General features: G+C 70.6%; 14 protein-coding genes, 1 tRNA gene and 1 other RNA gene. 4 read left to right on the forward strand and 12 right to left on the reverse strand.

From position 1 onward, the window contains the following. On the reverse strand, positions 1-2688 hold a 2688-nt coding region (locus E3O32_RS09230; RefSeq protein ID WP_241974737.1), incomplete at its 3' end, for a DNA polymerase III subunit gamma and tau. A 349-nt stretch (positions 2689-3037) separates the two neighbouring features. On the opposite strand from E3O32_RS09230, the gene E3O32_RS09235 reads away from it, so the two are divergent. Continuing rightward, on the forward strand, positions 3038-3937 hold the full coding sequence (locus tag E3O32_RS09235) for a type IV toxin-antitoxin system AbiEi family antitoxin domain-containing protein (RefSeq protein WP_134508819.1): 900 nt from the start codon (positions 3038-3040) through the stop codon (positions 3935-3937). A 159-nt stretch (positions 3938-4096) separates the two neighbouring features. Here E3O32_RS09235 and E3O32_RS09240 read toward each other — a convergent pair whose 3' ends face one another. The 4 genes from E3O32_RS09240 to ffs form a co-directional block, all read right to left on the reverse strand. Next, positions 4097-5311, reverse strand: a complete 1215-nt coding sequence (locus E3O32_RS09240) for an acetate/propionate family kinase (protein ID WP_134508821.1) — start codon at positions 5309-5311, stop codon at positions 4097-4099. Then, on the reverse strand, positions 5308-7518 hold the full coding sequence (pta, locus tag E3O32_RS09245) for a phosphate acetyltransferase (RefSeq protein WP_134508823.1): 2211 nt from the start codon (positions 7516-7518) through the stop codon (positions 5308-5310). Before pta ends, E3O32_RS09240 begins: the two co-directional genes overlap by 4 nt. After that, complete coding sequence (locus E3O32_RS09250) at positions 7518-9983, reverse strand: phosphoketolase family protein (protein ID WP_134508825.1); 2466 nt, start codon at positions 9981-9983, stop codon at positions 7518-7520. Before E3O32_RS09250 ends, pta begins: the two co-directional genes overlap by 1 nt. A gap of 135 nt (positions 9984-10118) precedes the next feature. Continuing rightward, an RNA gene (gene ffs / locus E3O32_RS09255) (signal recognition particle sRNA small type) lies at positions 10119-10215 on the reverse strand. Positions 10216-10357: 142 nt separating this feature from the next. On the opposite strand from ffs, the gene E3O32_RS09260 reads away from it, so the two are divergent. Beyond that, positions 10358-10445 (forward strand) — tRNA-Ser (locus E3O32_RS09260). Between the two features lie 112 nt (positions 10446-10557). On the opposite strand, the gene E3O32_RS09265 is transcribed toward E3O32_RS09260, so the two are convergent. Genes E3O32_RS09265 through E3O32_RS09275 form a run of 3 tightly spaced genes read right to left on the reverse strand, consistent with a single transcriptional unit; the run spans position 10558 to position 12891 of the window. Further along, positions 10558-10797 (reverse strand): putative acetyltransferase, encoded by a 240-nt coding sequence (locus tag E3O32_RS09265; RefSeq protein ID WP_134508826.1) that lies wholly within the window; start codon positions 10795-10797, stop codon positions 10558-10560. A gap of 38 nt (positions 10798-10835) precedes the next feature. Then, positions 10836-11531 (reverse strand): potassium channel family protein, encoded by a 696-nt coding sequence (locus E3O32_RS09270; RefSeq protein WP_174776499.1) that lies wholly within the window; start codon positions 11529-11531, stop codon positions 10836-10838. Continuing rightward, positions 11524-12891 (reverse strand): TrkH family potassium uptake protein, encoded by a 1368-nt coding sequence (locus E3O32_RS09275; protein WP_241974738.1) that lies wholly within the window; start codon positions 12889-12891, stop codon positions 11524-11526. Before E3O32_RS09275 ends, E3O32_RS09270 begins: the two co-directional genes overlap by 8 nt. A 131-nt stretch (positions 12892-13022) precedes the next feature. Here E3O32_RS09275 and E3O32_RS09280 point away from each other — a divergent pair, with 131 nt between their 5' ends. Continuing rightward, positions 13023-13568: a hypothetical protein gene (locus E3O32_RS09280; protein WP_134508828.1), complete on the forward strand. Its 546-nt coding sequence runs from the start codon at positions 13023-13025 to the stop codon at positions 13566-13568. Positions 13569-13733: 165 nt separating this feature from the next. After that, positions 13734-14291, forward strand: a complete 558-nt coding sequence (locus tag E3O32_RS09285; protein ID WP_134508830.1) for a hypothetical protein — start codon at positions 13734-13736, stop codon at positions 14289-14291. 14 nt (positions 14292-14305) lie between these two features. Here the strand turns inward: E3O32_RS09285 and E3O32_RS09290 are convergent, their stop codons facing one another. From E3O32_RS09290 to E3O32_RS09305, 4 genes are all read right to left on the reverse strand, one after another. Beyond that, entirely contained in the window at positions 14306-16165 is a 1860-nt protein-coding gene (locus tag E3O32_RS09290; RefSeq protein ID WP_166790813.1) for a helicase HerA-like domain-containing protein, read from the reverse strand. Positions 16166-16232: 67 nt separating this feature from the next. Beyond that, positions 16233-17051, reverse strand: a complete 819-nt coding sequence (locus tag E3O32_RS09295) for a GNAT family N-acetyltransferase (RefSeq protein ID WP_134508832.1) — start codon at positions 17049-17051, stop codon at positions 16233-16235. Between the two features lie 138 nt (positions 17052-17189). Continuing rightward, positions 17190-18563 carry an NAD(P)/FAD-dependent oxidoreductase gene (locus E3O32_RS09300; RefSeq protein ID WP_134508834.1) on the reverse strand — a complete coding sequence of 458 codons (1374 nt, stop codon included), beginning with the start codon at positions 18561-18563 and terminating at the stop codon, positions 17190-17192. Then, complete coding sequence (locus tag E3O32_RS09305; protein ID WP_134508836.1) at positions 18560-19843, reverse strand: saccharopine dehydrogenase family protein; 1284 nt, start codon at positions 19841-19843, stop codon at positions 18560-18562. The genes E3O32_RS09300 and E3O32_RS09305 overlap by 4 nt, the downstream gene beginning before the upstream one ends. Positions 19844-19854 lie beyond the last annotated feature (11 nt).

The following is a 19854-nucleotide window of genomic DNA, read 5'->3' on the forward strand; positions in this document are numbered from 1 at the left end:
GGGCGCGGCGGCCGAAGCGGGCGCGGCGGCCGAAGCGGGCGCGGCGGCCGGGACCGGCCTGGCGGCCGGAGTCGGCGCCGGCGCTGATGCCGAGCCGGGGATGACCGCGGTCGCCCAGGCGGTGACTGTCTCTCCGGTCGACGCCGCGGGCCTGGCCGGATGCTCCGAGCGCTGCTGCGCCGGTGAGCCTGGGCCGGAACCCGCGCGGGAATCGGCGTCGAGGCCGGAACCCGCGCGGTAATCGGCGTCGAGGCCGGAACCGGCATCGGAGCCGTCGGCATCAGCATCGGCGTTGGCGTTGGCATCGGCGTTGGCGTTGGCATCAGCGGCGGCAGCGCGCCCAGGCGCGCGCGCCGGCTCAGACTGGGGAACGATCGGCTCACCGCCGGGCACGCTCGGCGCTGCGCCCGGCACGCTCGGCTCGGCACCGGGCACGCTCGGATCGGCACCGGGCACGCTCGGATCGGCACCGGGCAGGCCTTCAGCCTCCGGGTCGGAAGCGGCGTTGAGCACTCTCTCGCGCTCCGGGTCGGACTCGGCGTCGGACTCGGCGTCGGAGCCGGAACCGGAGCCGGAGCCGGACTCGGAGCCGGAGCCGGACTCTGAGCCGATGCCGGACTCGGCGTCGGAACCGGTGCCGGGCTCGGTGTCGGAACCGGTGCCGGGCTCGGTGTCGGGCGGCGTGTCCTCGGCCGGCGGTGCGTCGTCGTCGGTGGGCGGCGCCGGCTCGGTCGCCGGAACAGTCGTGTCTCCGGCGGCGCGCCCTGCTCCCCCGCGGTTGGCCGCGGCTCCGGACCGTTCCGGAACACTCCGGTCTTCGGTGCGGGCGGATGCCGACGGGCCCACGGGGGTCCGCGGGGCGGACGGCGCCCCTGCGCCGCCGCTGCCGCCGCCGTCGGGGCCGCCCGGGCGGTCGACCCTGGCGGTGAGACGCGGCGTGAAGCCGAGCACGTCGTTGATCGCGCGCTTGAGGAAGTCGCCGACGCCCTGGCCCGGCGCGGCGGGCTGTTTGAGCCCCTCGACGTCTTTCTGGCTCGGGAACGACAGAACGAGCAGGTCGCCGTCGCGCAGTTCCAAGGCCTTGGCGGTGTAGAGCACCAGCCAGGCGCTGGTCTTTGCGGCCTGAACGGCCTCGAGCACCTCGGGCCAGGCATCCCTCACCTGCTGGAAGGTGACCGGTCCGACCGGGCGCACGGTGACGGATGCCGCGACTTCGGCCGCCGGGACGGCGCGCGGAGCGGGCGCAGCCGGGGCGGCGGGCGCAGCCGGGGCGGCTGGGGCGGTCGAGCCGGCGCCGGCCGAGACCGTCGTGCTGCCCGAGGTCGTGCTGCCCGAGACCGCCGTGGGGTCCGAGGTCGTGCGACCCGCGGGCGGAGTCGCTGCGGGATTCGCGGAGGTCGCCGGCCGGGCGGAAGCCGCCGGTGTCGCCGGGGCGGTCGCTGTCGCCGGGGCGGGCGCGGCATCCGTCGTCTGGCGGACGGAGTTCGCGGAGTCGACCGCGACCACGGAACCGGCGCCCCCGTCGACGCCGATCCGGCGTTCGAGCCGTTCGACCCGGGCGAGGGCACCGCGGGTGGAGTCGTCGCTGGCGGGGATGAGCACCCGGGCGATCATCAGTTCGAGGTGGAGGCGCGGCGAGGTGGCGCCGGTCATCTCGGTCAGCGCGGCGTTGAGGATGTCGGCGGTGCGCGACAGCTCTGCGGGGCCGAACTTGGCGGCCTGCAGGGCCATCCGGTCGAGCTCGTCCTGCGGCACGCCGCGGAGCACGGCCGCTGCGCCCGCGGCGGAGGTCGCCGCGACGATGATCAGGTCACGCATGCGCTCGAGCAGGTCCTCGACGAAACGCCGCGGGTCCTGCCCGGTCTGGATGACCCGGTCGACCGCGTCGAACGCGGCGGATGGGTCGCGCGCGGCGATCGCATCGATGGACTCGTCGAGCAGGGACGCGTTGGTGTAGCCGAGCAGCGCGACGGCGCGCTCGTATTCCACGGAGTGCCCGTCGGAGCCGGCCATCAGCTGGTCGAGCAGGGACAGGGTGTCACGGGGCGATCCGCCGCCGGCGCGCACGACGAGCGGCAGCACCCCGGGCGCGACCGTCATGGTCTCGCTCTCACAGAGGGTCTGCACGTATTCGAGCATCGGCCCGGGCGGCACCAGCCGGAACGGGTAGTGGTGCGTGCGCGAACGGATGGTGCCGATCACCTTTTCGGGCTCCGTCGTCGCGAAGATGAACTTGACGTGCTCCGGCGGCTCTTCGACGATCTTGAGCAGCGCGTTGAAACCCTGCGGCGTGACCATGTGCGCCTCGTCGAGGATGAAGATCTTGTAGCGGTCGCGGGCCGGCGCGAAGATGGCGCGCTCACGGATGTCCCGGGCGTCGTCGACGCCGTTGTGGCTGGCCGCGTCGATCTCGACCACGTCGAGCGAGCCGCCTCCGTCGCGGGACAGCTCGACGCAGCTCGGGCAGACACCGCACGGGGTGTCGGTCGGGCCCTCGGCGCAGTTCAGGCAGCGGGCGAGGATGCGGGCGGACGTCGTCTTGCCGCAGCCGCGGGGGCCGCTGAACAGGTAGGCGTGATTCACCCGATTCGTGCGCAGCGCAGTCATCAGGGGTTCGGTCACCTGGGACTGGCCGATCATCTCGGCAAAGGTCTCTGGCCGGTAGCGGCGATACAGGGCGGTAACCACGGGTCAATCGTAGTCGGCGCCACTGACAGTCCGCCCCGGCCTGTGGACGGCCCCGGCGCGGCATCCGTCGCCACCGACCGCCCCCGCGCTCACCGCGCTCACCGGGCTCACCGGGCTCACCCCGTTGGGGATGGAGATTCTCGCGACACGCCGCTTCCACGGGCGACGGATGCCGCGGGGCGCGAAAAACTCCATCCCCGCGGCATGCGTCGGCGCGGCCCAACCCCCCGCGCCGAAGGTCCGCGACAGCCCGCGGCTCGCCATCCCCCCACAGCGCTCGCGGAACGCCGCTACTCACGCATCGCCCGCGTTCCGCCGCGGCCGGGCACGGCCGGCGGACCCTGAGCGCATGCACAGCGCGGCATCCGTCATCTGTTCGCTCGGCCACGTCGCGACGACGGCCGAACTCCGGCGCCGCGGAGTCTCCCCCGGCGCCCTGCGCGACGCCCTCGCCGGCGGGGCCGTGACTCGTGCGGTGCGCGGCGTCTACGTCTGCGCCCATGCCGATCCTGACCAGCGAACCGCGACAGCGGCCTTAGGCCGGATCAGCTGCCTCAGCGCCCTCCGCCGGGCCGGGGTCTGGACCGGGCTCGACCGCTCCCTCCACCTGCAGCTTCCGCCGCACGCCCGCGGCGACCGGCCGGCCGCCGACCGGAACGGGCGGCCGATCCACTACCACTGGGCGGTCCCCCGGTTCCCCGACTCCCGGCGATCCTGGTTGGTCTCTCCGATGGAGGCCCTGTGGCAGGCCATCCGCTGCCTCGACGAGGAGAACGCGATCGCCTGCCTCGAGTCCGCGGTGCACGAACGTCTGCTCACGGTCGACGAGGTGCGGCGGGTCTGCGCGCGGGCGCCCGCCCGGCTGCAGCGGGGCATCCGTGAGCTGGAATTCACGGCCGGGTCGGGCATGGAGACCATCGTGCGGCGACGGCTCCGGCACGCCGGTTACACCGTGGTCGCCCAGGTGCAGGTCACGGGAGTCGGCGACGAGGACCTGCTCGTCGAGGACTGCGTCGCCCTGGAGACCGACGGCGAGAAGTGGCACGGCCCCGACCGGTTCCACTTCGACCGCAACCGCGACCTCAAGACGGAGGGCCTGGGCCGCCGGGCGCTCCGGCTCACCCACGACCAGGTGATGTACGACTGGGAGACGACGTTCCTCAGCATCACACGCGTCGTCGACGACGCCAAACGGGAGCAGACCCGCCGCTTCGGCCGGGTCATCCTGCGCGCCGACGATCCGCTCTGACCCCGCGCCCGCCGTTCGGGATGGAGATTCTCGCGACACGCCGCGTTCGCCGGCGACGGATGCCGCGGTTCGCGAAAAACTCCATCCCGGCGCTTCTCCGCCGCGCCCCCCGCCCCGCCCCGCGGGAGCGGGAGCGGGAGCGGGGCGCAGAACGACGCGCTACTTCGAGGGGTGGGTGCGGTTGATCGTCGCGAGGGTCTGACGGGCGATCTCCAGCTCCTCGTTCGTCGGGATGACGAGCACGGTGACCTTCGAGGCATCCGTGGAGATCACCCGGGCCTTGCGCGACTTGGCCTCGTTGCGCACGGGGTCGATCTCGATCCCCATGCCCTCCAGGCCGGCCAGTGAACCGGCGCGCACGATCGGCGAGTTCTCGCCGACGCCCGCGGTGAAGACGATGACGTCGACGCTGCCGAGCTGCGCGTAGTAGGAGCCGACATAGCCCTTGAGCCGGTGGAAGTACACGTCGAGGGCGGCCTGGGCGACCGGGTCGCCCGCGATCGACGCGTCCTCCACGTCGCGCATGTCGCCGTTGCCGGCCAGCGCGAGCATGCCGCCGCGGCGGTTGAGCAGGTCGTCGAGTTCGGCGGTGTTCATGCCGGCCCGGCGGCGCAGGTGGAAGATGACGGCAGGGTCGATGTCGCCCGAGCGGGTGCCCATGACGAGCCCCTGCAGCGGGGTCATCCCCATCGAGGTGTCAATCGAACGGCCGCCGTCGACGGCGCAGGCGGAGGCGCCGTTGCCGAGGTGCAGCACGATCGTCTTCAGCTCGGCCAGCGGCCGGTCCAGGAACGTGGCCACGGCCTCGGAGACGAACTTGTGCGAGGTGCCGTGGAAGCCGTACTTGCGCACGCGATACCGAGTGGCCAGGTCCCGGTCGATGGCGTAGGTGTACGCCTCCGGCGGCAGCGTCTGGTGGAACGCGGTGTCGAAGACGGCCACGTGCGGCACGTTTGCGAAGGTGGCGCGGGCGGCACGGATGCCCTGAACGGCGCCCGGGTTGTGCAGCGGCGCGATCTCGGACAGGTCCTCGATGTTCAGCTCCACCAGGTGGGTGATCTCGGTCGGCTCGAAGAACCGGTTCCCGCCCTGAACGACGCGGTGGCCAACGGCGATCAGGTCTGCCTCACTGAGCTGAGGTCCGTGCTCGGTGAAGGCCTCGATCATCACGGCGAAGCCGGCGGTGTGATCGGCGATCGGCAGGTCGCGTTCGGTGCGGTCCGCCTTGGTGGGTCCGGCGTTGTGCCGGGAGTGCCCGATCGGCTCGCCGATGCGTTCGACCAGGCCGCTGGCCAGCTCGGTCTCGGTGTCCATGTCGATCAGCTGGTACTTGAACGACGACGAGCCGGAGTTGACGACCAGGACGGCGCTCATGCGGACACCGCCGCGGTCTCGGTGCGGGCTGCCGCCACGGCGGACAGGGTCGCCGCCTGGATCGCGGTGATGGCTACGGTGTTGACGATGTCCTGCACAAGTGCTCCTCGGGAAAGATCGTTGATGGGTTTGCGAAGGCCCTGCAGGACGGGGCCGATCGCCAGGGCGCCGGCACTGCGCTGGACCGCCTTGTAGGTGTTGTTGCCGGTGTTCAGGTCGGGGAAGATGAACACCGTCGCGCGGCCGGCCACGGCGGAGCCGGGCATCTTCGCGGCGGCGACGTCGGCATCCGCTGCCGCGTCGTACTGGATCGGGCCTTCGATGAGCAGGTCGGGCCGGCGTTCGCGCACGAGCTCTGTCGCCGCGCGCACCTTGTCGACATCCGCGCCCTTGCCGGACTCCCCGGTGGAGTAGGAGAGCATGGCGATGCGCGGTTCGATGCCGAACTCCACCGCGGTCTCGGAGGCCGAGATCGCGATGTCGGCCAGCTGCTCCGCGGACGGGTCGGGGTTGACCGCGCAGTCGCCGTAGACGAGCACCTTGTCGGCGAGCGCCATCAGGAACACGCTCGAGACGACGGAGGTGTCCGGCCGGGTCTTGATGATCTCGAAGCTCGGCCGGATGGTGTGCGCCGTGGTGTGGGTGGCGCCGGAGACCATGCCGTCGGCGAGGCCGAGCTGCACCATCATCGTGCCGAAGTAGGACACGTCGGTGACGACATCCATCGCCTGGTCGATCGTGACGCCCTTGTGCGCGCGCAGCTTCGCGTATTCCTCCGCGAACCGGGTGCGCAGCACGTCGTCGAACGGGCTGACCACCTGGGCCTTGGAAATGTCCAGGCCCAGGCCGATCGCCCGGGACCGCACCTCGAACTCCTCGCCGAGGATGGTGATGTCGGCCACGTCACGGGCGAGCAGGGTGGCGGCGGCCCGCAGGATGCGGTCGTCGTCTCCCTCGGGCATGACGATGCGCTTGCGGTTCTTCCTGGCCCGTTCGAGCAGGGTGTACTCGAACATCAGCGGCGTCACCACGTCGGCGCGGCTGACCCGCAGCCGATCGAGCAGTACGGATGCGTCCACGTGGCCTTCGAAGAGGGCCAGCGCGGTGTCGTGCTTGCGCTGCGAGTCCGCCGCCATCCTGCCGGGGGTGTGCGTGATCCTCAGCGCCGCCTCGTAGGAGCCGAGTTCGGTGCGGATGATCGGCACCGACGGCGCGAGGCCGTCGACGAGGCGTTCGATCTCCTCGGGGAGCGCGAACCCGCCCACGAGCACGATGCCCGCGATCGACGGGAAGGTCGCGGAGGAGTTCGCCATCAGCACGGCGAGCAGCACCTGCGGCCGGTCGCTCGGGATGACGACGACGGCGCCGTCGAACAGGCGCGGCAGCACGTTGACCATCGACATGGCCGCGACGACCACGCCCAGCGCCTCCCGCGACAGCAGCGCGGGGTCGCCGTTCACGAGGGTGCCGTTGGTGGACTTGAGGATGCTCTTCATGCTCGGGGCCACGATGTACGGGTCCTCGGGGATCGCCCAGACCGGCACGGAGGCCAGCTGGCTGCCCGGCGCGTCGATCACGCCGCGCACGGAGCCGATCAGTTCGTCGAGGCGCGCGGGGTCGGCCCGGTTGATGATCACCCCGAGCAGGGAGACGTGCTCGTTTCGCAGCTCGGCCAGGGAGACGTCGGTCAGCTGACGGATGTCCTCCGGCCCGCGCGGGTCGCTCTGGCCGAGCCGGTCGCTCTGGTTGAGCACCTCGCCCTGGCCGGGGCCGACCCGGCCGCCGAGCACGAGCAGCACCGGCACGCCGAGGTTCGCGGCGACCCGGAGGTTGAAGGCGAGCTCGGTGGGGCTGCCGACATCCGTGTAGTCGCTGCCGACGACGACGACCGCGTCGCACTTCGCCTCGACGGCCTTGTACCGGGCCACGATCCGGCCGAGGGCCGCGTCGGGGTCCAGGTGCACGTCGTCGTAGCTGACGCCGACGCACTCGTCATAGCTGAGCGGCGGTGTGCTCTTCGCCGACCCGGTGGCCAGGTGCGCGAGCAGCAGCTCGAGCACGTAGTCGGGGTGGTGCACCGAGCGGGCGACGGGCCGGAAGACGCCGACCCGTTCGACCGAGCGGAGCAGGGTGTCCAGCACGCCGAGCGCGATCGTGGACTTGCCGGTGTTGCCCTCTGCCGAGGTGATGTAGATGCTGTCGGCCATTATTCGTTGTCCCCGCCCGTTTCGATCGCATTGGTGACGCCGGCTCCGGCGCCCTGGGCGTCCCAGACCCATTCGGTCACCTCGGGGATGTCTTCCCCGTGGTCGCGGGTGTAGGCGCGGGCCCGCAGGCGCGCATCCTGCATCTCCTGGCGGAGCAGCCCGGCGCGGGCGCCGAGGCCCGGAACCCGGTCGATGACGTCCATCACCAGGTGGTACCGGTCGAGGTCGTTGAGCATGACCATGTCGAACGGGGTCGTGGTGGTGCCTTCCTCCTTGTACCCGCGGGCGTGCAGGTTGGCATGGCCGTGGCGCTTGTAGGTCAGGCGGTGGATCAGCCACGGGTAGCCGTGGTAGGCGAACACGATCGGCTTGTCGGCGGTGAAGAACGCGTCGAACTCGGCGTCGCTGAGCCCGTGCGGGTGGTCGGCCTCGGACTGCAGGCGCATCAGGTCGACGACGTTGACCACGCGCACCTTGAGTTCGGGGATCGCCTCCCGCAGGATCGCGGCCGCGGCCAGGATCTCCAGGGTCGGCACCTCTCCGGCGGCGGCGAGCACGACATCCGGCTCGGTGCCGGCGACCTCGGTGCCGGCCCAGTCGAAGATGCCGAGGCCGCGCTCGCAGTGCGCGACGGCCTGGTCCATGGTCAGCCAGTTCGGCGCGGGCTGCTTGCCGGCGACGACGACGTTCACATAGTCGACGCTGCGCAGGCAGTGGTCGTAGATGGAGAGCAGCGTGTTGGCGTCGAACGGCAGGTAGACGCGCACGACATCCGCGCTCTTGTTGACGACGTGGTCGATGAAGCCCGGGTCCTGGTGCGAGAAGCCGTTGTGGTCCTGCCGCCAGACGTGCGAGGAGAGCAGGTAGTTCAGGCTGGAGATCGAGCGGCGCCACGGGATCTCGCGGGTCACCTTGAGCCATTTGGCGTGCTGGTTGAACATCGAGTCGACGATGTGGATGAACGCCTCGTAGCAGTTGAACAGGCCGTGGCGGCCGGTGAGCAGGTAGCCCTCGAGCCAGCCCTGGCACTGGTGCTCGCTGAGCATCTCCATGATCCGTCCGGCCCGGTCGAGGTTGGTGTCGCCGGGGTGGTACTCGCCGTTCCAGGTCTTGTCCGTTGCCGCGAACACGGCAGGGGCGAGCCGGTTGGATGCCGTCTCGTCCGGCCCGAAGATGCGGAAGTTGTCGGGGTTGTCACGGATGACGTCGGCCAGCCAGGTGCCGAGCACCTTGGTGGCCTCGTCGGTGGTCGCGCCGGGTGACGGCACGTCGACGGCGTAGTCGCGGAAGTTCGGCAGCCGCAGGTCCTTGCGGAGCAGTCCGCCGTTGGAGACCGGGTTGGCGCTCATCCGCAGGTCGCCGACCGGGGCGAGGGCCGTGATCTTCGCGACCGGGGCGCCGGCCTCGTCGAAGAGTTCCTCCGGCCGGTAGGAGGCGAGCCAGCCCTCGAGCAGCCGGGTGTGCTCCAGCGTGTCGCGGGCGTTGCTCAGCGGCACCTGATGCGAACGCCAGGAGTCGACGACCTGCACGCCGTCGATCGTGGTCGGGCAGGTCCAGCCCTTGGGGGTGCGCAGGATGATCATCGGCCAGCGCGGGCGTTCGGTGTCGCCGGCCAGGGCCCGGGCCTTGATGTCGGCGATCTCGTTGAGCACCTCGTCGAGGGTCTCGGCCATCCGCTGGTGCACCAGGAGCGGGTCTTCCTCGTTGAACCCGCCGGAGACGATGTAGGGCTTGTGGCCGTAGCCGCGCATCAGGTCGAGGAGTTCCTCCTCGGGGATGCGGGCGAGCACGGTGGGGTTGGCGATCTTGTAGCCGTTGAGGTGCAGGATCGGCAGCACGACGCCGTCGACGAGCGGGTCGACGAACTTGTTCGAGTGCCAGCTGGTGGCGAGCGGGCCGGTCTCGGCCTCGCCGTCGCCGACGACGGCGGCGACGAGCAGGTCGGGGTTGTCGAAGGCCGCGCCGTAGGCGTGGCTGAGCGCGTAGCCGAGCTCGCCGCCCTCGTGGATCGAGCCGGGCGTTTCGGGTGAGGCGTGGCTGGGGATGCCGCCCGGGAAGGAGAACTGGCGGAACAGGGCCTTGACGCCGCGTTCGCTCTGCTCGATACCGGAGTAGATCTCGCTGTAGGTGCCGTCGAGGTAGGCGTTGGCAACCATGCCGGGGCCGCCGTGGCCGGGGCCGGTGACATAAAGGGTGCTGATGGCGCGTTCCTGGATGGCCCGGTTCAGGTGGGCGTAGAGGAAGTTGAGCCCCGGGGTCGTGCCCCAGTGGCCCAGCAGGCGCGGTTTAATGTGGTCACGGTTGAGGGGTTCACGCAATAACGGGTTGTCCAACAGGTAGATCTGCCCGACCGCCAGGTAATTTGCGGCCCGCCACCAGGCGTCGACGCTGGCGAGGGCGTCTGCACTGAGCGGTTGCGTCTGGCGATGAGGCCAGAGGAAGGATTTACCGGACGATTCAACCATGGGTGCCTCCAGGCACTGTCGGGGCGTTATCTGCGCCCTACCATCCTAGGAGAAATTGCGGAATCGTTATCATGGCTAACGGCATTTCGGCGGCCTCACCGCGGTAAACCGGGGCCGGCGGCCGGAAGAATGCACAAAAAAGACTCCTCGCGCACCCACCAGAGCCCGGTTACCCTTGCTACGTTTCCGTCCTGGGGGAGTTGGCCGAGATGGCGCCACGCGAGGAGCCGACTGCCAGTTTAGGCGGAAAGGCCCGCGCCCCCAAAACCCGTCGGCGGCGAGGCGAATCCGGCCGATCCCGGCCGGGTGTGACAGCGGCCGCCGGAAACAGGTAGGATTCTTTCTTGGCCGATCCTCACGGATACGGCCGGCCAGGAGAATTCGCCTAGTGGCCTATGGCGCACGCTTGGAAAGCGTGTTGGGTGAGAGCCCTCGGGGGTTCGAATCCCCCATTCTCCGCCAAGAACGTGGATCATCACCCGGTGGTCGACCCTGTCGAGACCGGTGGTCGAGCCTGTCGTGACCCTCGCGTGATTTCGACACGCTCAATCACCGGGTGCCGCCACCGGCTCGATCAGTCGTCGAGGCGGCGGCGCGGCCGCGGTGCGGGCGGCGGCGGCACTTCTTTCGCGGCGACGATGTCCGCCAGCGTGATCGCGACGAGCCCGCGTTTGGTCTCGACCATGCACACGGCCCCGTCGCAGGAGCGGAGGTAGCCGACGGCATCCGTCACCCCACCCTCGATGCGTCGGCGCACGACGACCCGGGTTCCCGGTTCGGCGTCGATCACGAACCGGGCTGCATCTACATTCATCAGGGCGAGCCTACCCGCAGCGCTGGGGCCCGGCCCGGTCAGATCAGCCGGCTGAACGCCTCGACCCGTTTGGACTCCCCCGCGATCAGGATGATGTCGGTCGCCGCGATCATGGTGTCCAGGGTCGTGTAGCTCCACACCCCGTCGCGGTTGAACGCGGTGACGGTGACCCCGTGGTTGGGCCGGATGCGTGTCTTGCCGAGCGGCACCCCGATGATCTCCCGCGGCGGTGTCGTCTTCACGAGGGCGAAGTTCTCGCCGATCTCGATGTAATCCTGCATCACCCCGCGAACCAGGTGGGCGACCCGTTTGCCCATGTCCTTCTCGGGGTAGATGACGTGGCTGACCCCCAGCTGCTGCAGGATCTCGCCGTGCGGGTCGCTCACGGCCTTCGCCCAGATGTTGGGGATGCCGAGCTTGAGCAGCAGCGACGCGGTGAGGATGTTCGCCTGGATGTCGCCGCCGATCGCGACGACGGCGCTGGTGAACTCGGTCACCGACAGCTGACGGAGGGTTTCCTCCTTGGTCGAGTCGGCGCGCACGACGTGGGTGAGCAGCCCGTTGTGCGCCTGCACGATGTCCTCGTCGCCGTCGATTCCGAGCACCTCGGTGCCGCTCTCCATCAGTTCGAGGGCGAGGGAACTGCCGAACCGGCCGAGGCCGATCACGACCACCGACTCGGATTCGGCGATGCGGGCGGGGTCGTGAGACCCGAACAGGTTGAACTTAGCCAATGATCGGCCTCTCTTTCGGTAGCTCGTAGGTGGTCGGGCGTTCGCGGAGGGCGAGCGCCGAGGCGAAGGTGATCGGCCCCAGCCGGCCGATGAACATGAGCAGCATCAGGATGATCTTGCCTGCCTCCGGCAGCCCGGCGGTGATCCCCGTGGACAGTCCCACCGTGCCGAAGGCCGAGATCACCTCGAACAGGAGCTTGTCCATGCTGATGTCGGTCATCACCATCAGCGCGGCCGTCGACGCGATGACGACCGCGACGGCGAGCAGCACGATCGTGATCGCCTGCCGGTGCACCGCGCGGGAGAGCCGCTTGCCGAACACGTTCACGGCGGTGTCGCCGCGCACCTCGGCGAGGAGGATGAAGAAGAGCACGCCGAAGGTGGTGATCTTGATGCCGCCGGCGGTTCCGGCCGGACCGCCGCCGATCAGCATCAGGATGTCGGTGCCGAGCAGGCTGGCCGAGTCCATCGCGCCGGTGTCGACGCTGTTGAAGCCGGCCGTGCGCGCCTGCACGGACTGGAAGAATCCGACCAGGAGCTTGCTCGGCCAGTCGAGCGGCCCGAGGGTCGCCGGGTTGGACCACTCGACGGCCGTGAGGTACACCGTGCCGCCGACCAGGAGGATCAGTGTGCCGGCCAGCACCAGTCGGGTGTTCATGTTCCACAGTCGGGGCGTCTTGAGATGCCGGCGCAGCTGCACGATCACGGGGAAGCCCAGCCCGCCGAGGATCACGGCGGCGGCGATCGGCAGGCAGATGAGCGGATCCGTGGCGTAGGAGATGAGGTTGTCGCTGAACAGCGCGAACCCCGCGTTGTTGAACGACGAGACAGCGTGGAAGACGCCGAGCCAGATTGCGCGGCCGAGCGGCTCGCCATAGCCGAGCAGGAAGCGGAGGCTGAGCAGCAGCGCGACGCTCGCCTCGATCACCAGCGACATCCGCACGACGCCCAAGACGAGCCCCTTGACGTCGTCCAGTCCCACGCTCTTCGCCTCGGCGGCCGCGGTGATCCGGGAGCGCAGCGAGAGCTTGCGCATGACCGCGAGCCCGATCACCGACGCGAAAGTCATGATCCCCAGGCCGCCGATCTGGATCAGCAGGAGAATGACGACCTGGCCGAAGGCGGTCCACTGGGTGGCGGTGTCGACGACGATCAGCCCGGTCACGCAGACGGCGGAGGTCGCGGTGAAGATCGCGTCGAAGAACGACGCCCCGCCCGCCCCCGGGGTGGATATCGGCAGCATCAGCAGGCCCGTGCCGATCAGGATCGTCGTGGCGAACGCGGCGGCGACGACCTGGGCCGGGTGCGGCCGGAACCGCGAGGTTCTCGCGGTGGGGCGGGGCGTCGTCCGGGGATTCACCTGCTCACTCTACGGTCGATGCCGTTCCGGCGGGTGGCCGCGACCAAACCGATTCGGCGAGGGCACCGGACCCCTTATGCGGCCCGGGGAAATCCGAGGCCGGAACTGAACAACGGAAGAGAGTACTCATCATGAACACGATCACGAAGCGTCTCAGTGCATTCGGCATCGCCGGCATCGCATCCGCCATCATCGTCGGTGGGCTGGCCGCCCCCGCCCAGGCATCCGAACAGGGCAGCCCGCGGCTCACCGGCACCGACGGCTCGTCGGCGGCCCAGACCGTCGACTTCGGCCTGCTCACCGACGCCCTGACCGGAAACCAGGCCACCGGAACCGGCGTCGCCGGCAACGACGCCTCGCTCCTCGGCGGCGGCGTGCTCAAGGCCCCTCTCGTCAGCGGCCCGGTCGTCGACCGCTCGCTGACCGGGGACGTCGGCGACGTCGCCTCGGGCAACGAGGTCGGCAACGGCACCTCGATCGGCAACGGCAACGACGTTCCGGTTGCTTCCGGAAACGACACCTCGGTCACCGCCCCCGTCGAGGCACCGGTCACCGCTCCGGTCGGTTCGGGCAATGACGTCACCGGCGGCAACGTCGGCGACATCGGATCGTCCGTGAACGACGTGGTCGACGGGTCGCTCGGCGGCCTCGACCTGGGCGCCGTTCTCGGCCGCTAACCCGCGCAGCACACAACGATGAGGCACGGCTCCTGAGGGGGTCGTGCCTCGTTTCATGCGCCGACGGCCTGCGCCGGATTCCCGGCCGGACCCCCTGGAACGGTGGCTGGCACACCACGGTGAATTCCGGGATAATCTGACTACACCGGCAAGGGGGAACCACGGGTGAGATTCAGCGGAGGGTTGCGCACGCGGGCGCACGCTTTGCGACCCCACGGGCGGATTCTGCTGCAGTCCGGCCTGTCCGTGCTCGCCCTGATCGCGCCTCTGTCGGCCGTGCTGTTCTGGCTGACCATCCCGACGAATTCGTGGCAGCCGGTGGCCCTGGGCGACCTCGTCGTCGTCGCGCTCTGCCTGGTTGCGGCCATCGCCTTCTACCGCACGGTCATCTGGGTCGACACGGCGGGCATCTCCGAACGAGGATTCCTCGGCCGCGTCTCCAATTTCTCCAAGGATGAGATCGGCAGCGTCGTGCTGCTCGACCTGTACCAGAGCGGCGCGATGGACACGCATCCGCAACTCTTCCTCACCGGCACCGACGGCCGCCTGCTGATCCGGATGCGCGGCCAGTTCTACTCCCGCGGCGCGATGGAGACGGTCGTCGACCTGCTCGACGCCCCCGTCGTGCGCGTGCCGGAGCCGATGACCCTGCAGGACCTCAACCGCGTGCGCCCCGAACTGCTCTACTGGTTCGAGCGGCGCATCACCACCCACGCCGGCTGAGGCCGGCCGCGCGCTCAGCGGCGGCGGCGGGTGCCGAAGATGCCGCTGACGACCCCGGTGAGGATCGTCCTGGTGACGGAGGACCCGAGCACCTGCTCGAGCACGCTCTTCTGCGGGCGCGAACTGGTGCGGCTGCGGGTCGACCCCTGCGTCTGTTTCATCAGGCGGTCGTACTCGGCCTGCGCCTTCTTCTGCGCCTTCGCCTGCTGCACGGCGGCGGCATCCTGCTGCTTCTCCAGCTCGGCGGCGGCCTTCGCCTGGTCGAGGGCGACCTGCTGGGCGAGCGCCACCCGGTTTGCTGCCTCCAACTTCGTCGCCAGCATCTCGCGGGCCGAGTCGCGGTCGATCGCGGCGCCGTAGACGGCGAGCAGCGGGGAGGCGGCGACGGTGGCGTCGATCTGCTCCGGCGGTGTCGGTGACATCGAGCCCTGCGGCGCGCGGAGACGGGTCCAGGCGACGGGGCTCGGAGCGCCCTTCTCGTTCATCACCGTGACGATCGCCTCACCGGTGCCGAGCCCGGTCAGCACCTCCTCGAGGTCATAACCCGAGTTCGGGTAGGTGGAGACGGTCGCCCGGAGTGCCTTGGCGTCATCCGGGGTGAACGCCCGCAGCTGGTGCTGAACCCGGGAACCGAGCTGTGCGAGCACGTCGCTCGGCACGTCCTTGGGGGTCTGGGTGACGAAGAAGATGCCGACGCCCTTGGAGCGGATCAGCCGCACCGTCTGGGTGATCGAGGCGAGGAAGTCCTTCGACGCGCCCGTGAACAGAAGGTGCGCCTCGTCGAAGAAGAAGACGAGCTTGGGCTTGTCCAGGTCGCCGACCTCGGGCAGGTCGTTGAACAGGTCGGCCAGCAGCCACATCAGAAAGGTGGAGAACAGGGCCGGCTTGTCGGCGACGCCGGGCACCTCGAGCAGACTGATGATGCCCCGGCCGTCGGGCGTGCTGCGGAGGAACTCGGCGGTGTCGATCTCGGGTTCGCCGAAGAAGACGTCGGCGCCCTGGTCGGCGAAGGTGATCAGTTCGCGCAGGATGACGCCCACGGTGGCCGGGGACAACCCGCCGAGGCCGGTGAGTTCGCCCTTGCCGGCGTCGCTGATCAGGAAGCTGAGCACGGCTCGCAGGTCGGTCAGGTCGAGCAGAGGCAGGCCGGCCTGGTCGGCGTAGTGGAAGACGAGGCCGAGGCTGGACTCCTGGATATCGCCCAGCCCGAGCACCTTGCTCAGCAGCAGCGGGCCGAAGCCGGCGACCGTGGCGCGCACCGGGATGCCGCGGCCGACCCCGCCGAGCGAGAAGTATTCGGTGGGAGACGCCACGCCCGACCAGTCCTGGCCGATGCCCCGGGTGCGGGCCAGCAGCTTCTCGCTCGCGGTGCCTGCCGTGGCGACGCCCGACAGGTCGCCCTTGATGTCGGCTGCGAAGACGGACACCCCGTGCGCGGAGAGCTGCTCGGCGAGCACCTGCAGGGTTTTCGTCTTGCCCGTGCCGGTGGCTCCGGCGACGAGGCCGTGCCGGTTCGTCATCGCCAGCGGGATGCGCACGGGCACGTCGGGGCGGGCGTCGCCGTTGACCAGGGCCCCCATCTCCAGAGCCGGCCCGGCGAAGGCGTACCCGGCGCGGATGGTCTCGACCTGCGCGACGGTGAGCGGGCCGGCAACCGGCGGTGCTGCGGGCGCTGCGGCGGCGGGAGCCGGTGCGGCAGTCGCTGCGGCGGGAGCCGGTGCGGGAGCCGGTGCGGCCAGGGCCGCGCCCTGGGCGGCTTCGGCCCGGGCGATGGCTGCCTCCGCCTCGGCCTGGGCGGCCCGGGCGGCCGCGACCGCGGCCTCCGCCTGGGCCTTCAGCTCGGATACCTGGTCCATGGGTTCGCTCGGGGTCATGGCCTGAATCCTAGCGCCGAGAGGACCGGCGCGGTCAGGTCGTTTCGGGCCGGAACGGGCCAATCGGTCAGGTCTGTCCCGGGGTCGGTCCCGGCGCGGATCCCGGCGCCGTCGCATCCGTCTCCGGCCGCACGAAGACGTAGTCGTTGCCGGCGTCCAGTTCGGGGCGCAGTCCCTGGGCCAGGGCCTCCGTGAACAACGCCCGGGACCGCTCGCGCAGCCGGGCGGCGGCCGCCGGGTCGTCGGCCCGCAACCGCTCGAAGTCGACGTCGAGCGGGAGCCGCAGCGGGGCGTGCGGGACCGGCCGGGGTGTGCCGGTGAGGGCCGCCCGCACCCGGTCGGACTCGAGCAGCCAGCGCACCTCGAACCGGTCGCTCCGGTCGCTGCCGGTGATGACGTCGTCGAGGCGGCCGTAGAAGTCGGGCAGGAACCGCACCACCTCCGCGCCGAGCTTGACCAGGTTGAAGTGCGCGTTGCGGCGGATCAGGGGGTCGAAGGTCCAGCGCATCTCGACGATCCCGTGTTCGAGGCAGACCGCGCGCTGGAACAGCTTCAGCGCGTAGCCGACGCCGCCGCTGCGCCGCCACGGCACCACGGCCGCCATGTGGGAATGCAGGTGGATGCCGTCGCTCCAGCCGAGGAAGCCCAGCGTCGCGCCGACCGCCTTGCCTGCCTCGCTGGCGACGAGCACGGTGTTCCCGGCGTAGTCGAGCGCGAGCAGCATCGAGCGGTCGGGGCTGCGGCCGGCGCCCCAGGTGCGCTCGAAAAGGCCGATCACCGGGGTCATGTCGCCGGGTTCCGCCATCCGCACGGACACCCCGGCGGCCGCGGCGGCGGCATCCGCCAGCCGGTACGCCTCGGCGACGACCTCGGGTTCAACGCTCATGCAACGAGTAGACCACATCCGCCCGTTGTGCATAACTCCTGCACTGTGGGCAATTCCCGCCGATTCCGGCCGAAATCGGGGCCTTCCGGCACAATCTGCAGGAGTTATGCGCGGGGCGAGCGGATGCCGCGGGCCGGGCTAGTGGCCGCGGCCCGAGACCACGTCGGCGATGCTCGCGACCGGCGAGGTGGTCTGCCGCCGGGTCAGCTCGGCGCGGTCGGCGAACGAATATGCCCGGTAGAGGGCGTGCACGGCGAGCCAGCGCAGCGGCTCCGGCTCCCAGTTGCGCACCCGGTGGTTCACCCAGGGCAGCCCGGTCAGCCCGGTGTCACGCTCGAGGATCAGGTCGGTCAGGGTGCGCCCGGCCAGGTTCGTCGTGGCCACGCCGGTGCCCACGTACCCGCCGGCCCAGGCCAGCCCGGTCGTCGGGTCGAGCCCGACGGTCGCCGCCCAGTCCCGCGGCACGCCGAGCACCCCCGACCAGGCATGGTCGATCGCCACGCCCGCCGTCGCCGGGAAGAACCGGGTGAGGATGCCGCGGAGCGCCTCGACCGTGCTCGCCGGGGTGTGCCCGTCGGAGTCGGTCCGCGAGCCGAAGCGGTACGGCACGCCCCGGCCGCCGATCGCGATCCGGTCGTCCGCCGTGCGCTGGGCGTACATGTACGCGTGCGCCATGTCGCCGAGGGTCTCGGATTCGGTCCAGCCGATGCTCTCCCAGACGGCGTCGCTGAGCGGCGCGGTCGCGATCAGCGACGAGTTCATCGGCAGCCACGCCCGGTGCAGGCCCTTCAGTCCGGCCGTGAACCCCTCCGTGGCGCGCACGACGAACTCCGCGTCCACCGGGCCGTGCTCGGTCACGGCCCGTCCCGGCGTGATCTCGCCCACCCGGGTGTTCTCGTAGATCTCCACGCCGAGCGTCTCGACGGCCCGGGCGAGCCCGGCGGCGAGTTTGGCCGGGTGGATGCGCGCACAGTGCGGGTGCCACATCGCCCCGGTGGTGCCGGCCACGTCGATGCGGGCGCGGGCCGCCGCCGGGGAGAGGAGTTCGACATCCGTCATCTCCCACCGCTGCTCGGCCCGGGCGGACGCCTCGAGTCGCCGCTGCTGCGGCTGGTCGTAGGCCACGGTGAATTCGCCGCCCTTGACGATACCGGCGTCGATGCCCTCGGCCGCGGCGACCCGGATCACCTCGTCGACGGTCTCGTTCATGCTCGTCTGGAACCGGGCGGCGGCGTCGTGCCCGTGCGACGAAACGTACTGCTCACGCCCGCCGGTGATCGAATTGGTCAGCCAGCCGCCGTTCCGCCCGGACGCGCCGTAGCCGGCGAAGCGTTGCTCGAGGATGACGATCCGCAGCGCCGGGGCGGCCTTCTTCAGGTAGTAGGCCGTCCACAGCCCGGTGTACCCGGCGCCGACGATGCACACGTCCGCCGTGATCGGCCCGGGCAGCGGCGGGCGCGGGGCGCCCCGGCCGATCTGGTTCCACCAGAAGGAGACGTCACCGTTGATCACGGGCGCGCGGCCAGCCGGTCTTCCATCCCCCACGCCTCGCCGTAGCCGCCCTCCTCGATCGGGGCGCTCATCAGGTCGAGGAACGGCTTCGCGTCGAAGGCCTCCGGGCCGAGCACGCCGATGCCGCCCCAGGTGCCGGCCGCGAGCAGTTCCAGCGCGATCACCGGGTTGAGCGCGGTCTGCCAGACCACGCACTGGGCGTCGTACTCGCGCATCGTCCACTCGTTGTCGCTCACGTGGTAGAGGTAGACCTCGCGCGGCTCGCCGTCCGGCCCCGTGCCGGTGACCCATACCCCGGCGCAGGTCTTGCCGGTCATCCGCGGGCCGATCGTGGCCGGGTCGGGCAGGCTGGCGGCGACGACGTCGCGCGGAGCGACCATCACCGGGCCGGTGGCGCTCCGCACCCGCACCGGTTCGACGCTGTCCAGGCCGAGCAGGTGCAGCGTCTTGAGCACGCCGATGAACTCCTCACCGAGTCCGTACTTGAAGGTGACCCGTTTCGCGTCGAGCCAGCGCGGCATCAGCAGCACCTCCTCGTGCTCGACGTTGACGCACTCGACCGGACCGATGCCGCCGGGGAAGTCGAACATCTCCGGTTCGCTGAACGGTTCGGTGGTGAACCAGCCGCGGTCCTTCTCGAAGATCACCGGCGGGTTCAGGCACTCCTCGATCGTGGTCCAGATGCTGAAGGAGGGCGCGAAGATCTCGTTGCCGGCCTCGTCGCGCACCACCAGGTTGGCGCCGTCGCGGGTGCCGAGCTCGTCGATCTCGCGGAACAGGTGGTCGGAGGCGTAGCGGGCGAAGACGTCCGAGAGGCCCGGCTCCACACCCATCCCGACCAGGGCGAGGCGACCGGCGGTCTCCCAGTCGGCGGCGAGCGCGAACTGGTCGTCGCCGAGTTTCACGCCGGTCTCCGTGTACGGGTGGGTCGGGTGCGGCTCGGACAGGCTCACGGCCATGTCGAGGTAGTCGCAGCCGGCGGCGAGAGCGCCGGCAAAGATCGTCGGCACGAACTTGGGTTCGACCGCGTTCATCACGTGGGTGGCCCGGTGTTCCTTCGCCACCGCCGCTACCCGATCCGGGTCGCCGGCGTCGATCTGCTCCGCCGTGAACCGGCTCGCGACGGCGGGGCCGTGCGTGGCCGCGACCGTGGCGACGGTGCGCTCAGCCCGGGCGAGGTCGTAGTCGCAGACGATGACGTGCTCGAAGAACGAGCGACGGGCGATGATCTTCGCGAACGCGTCTCCGACGCCGCCCGCCCCGACAAGGAGGATTCTCATGGCATGACGCT

Origin of the sequence: Cryobacterium mannosilyticum (assembly GCF_004402705.1) — a bacterium.
GTDB classification, from domain to species: domain Bacteria; phylum Actinomycetota; class Actinomycetes; order Actinomycetales; family Microbacteriaceae; genus Cryobacterium; species Cryobacterium mannosilyticum.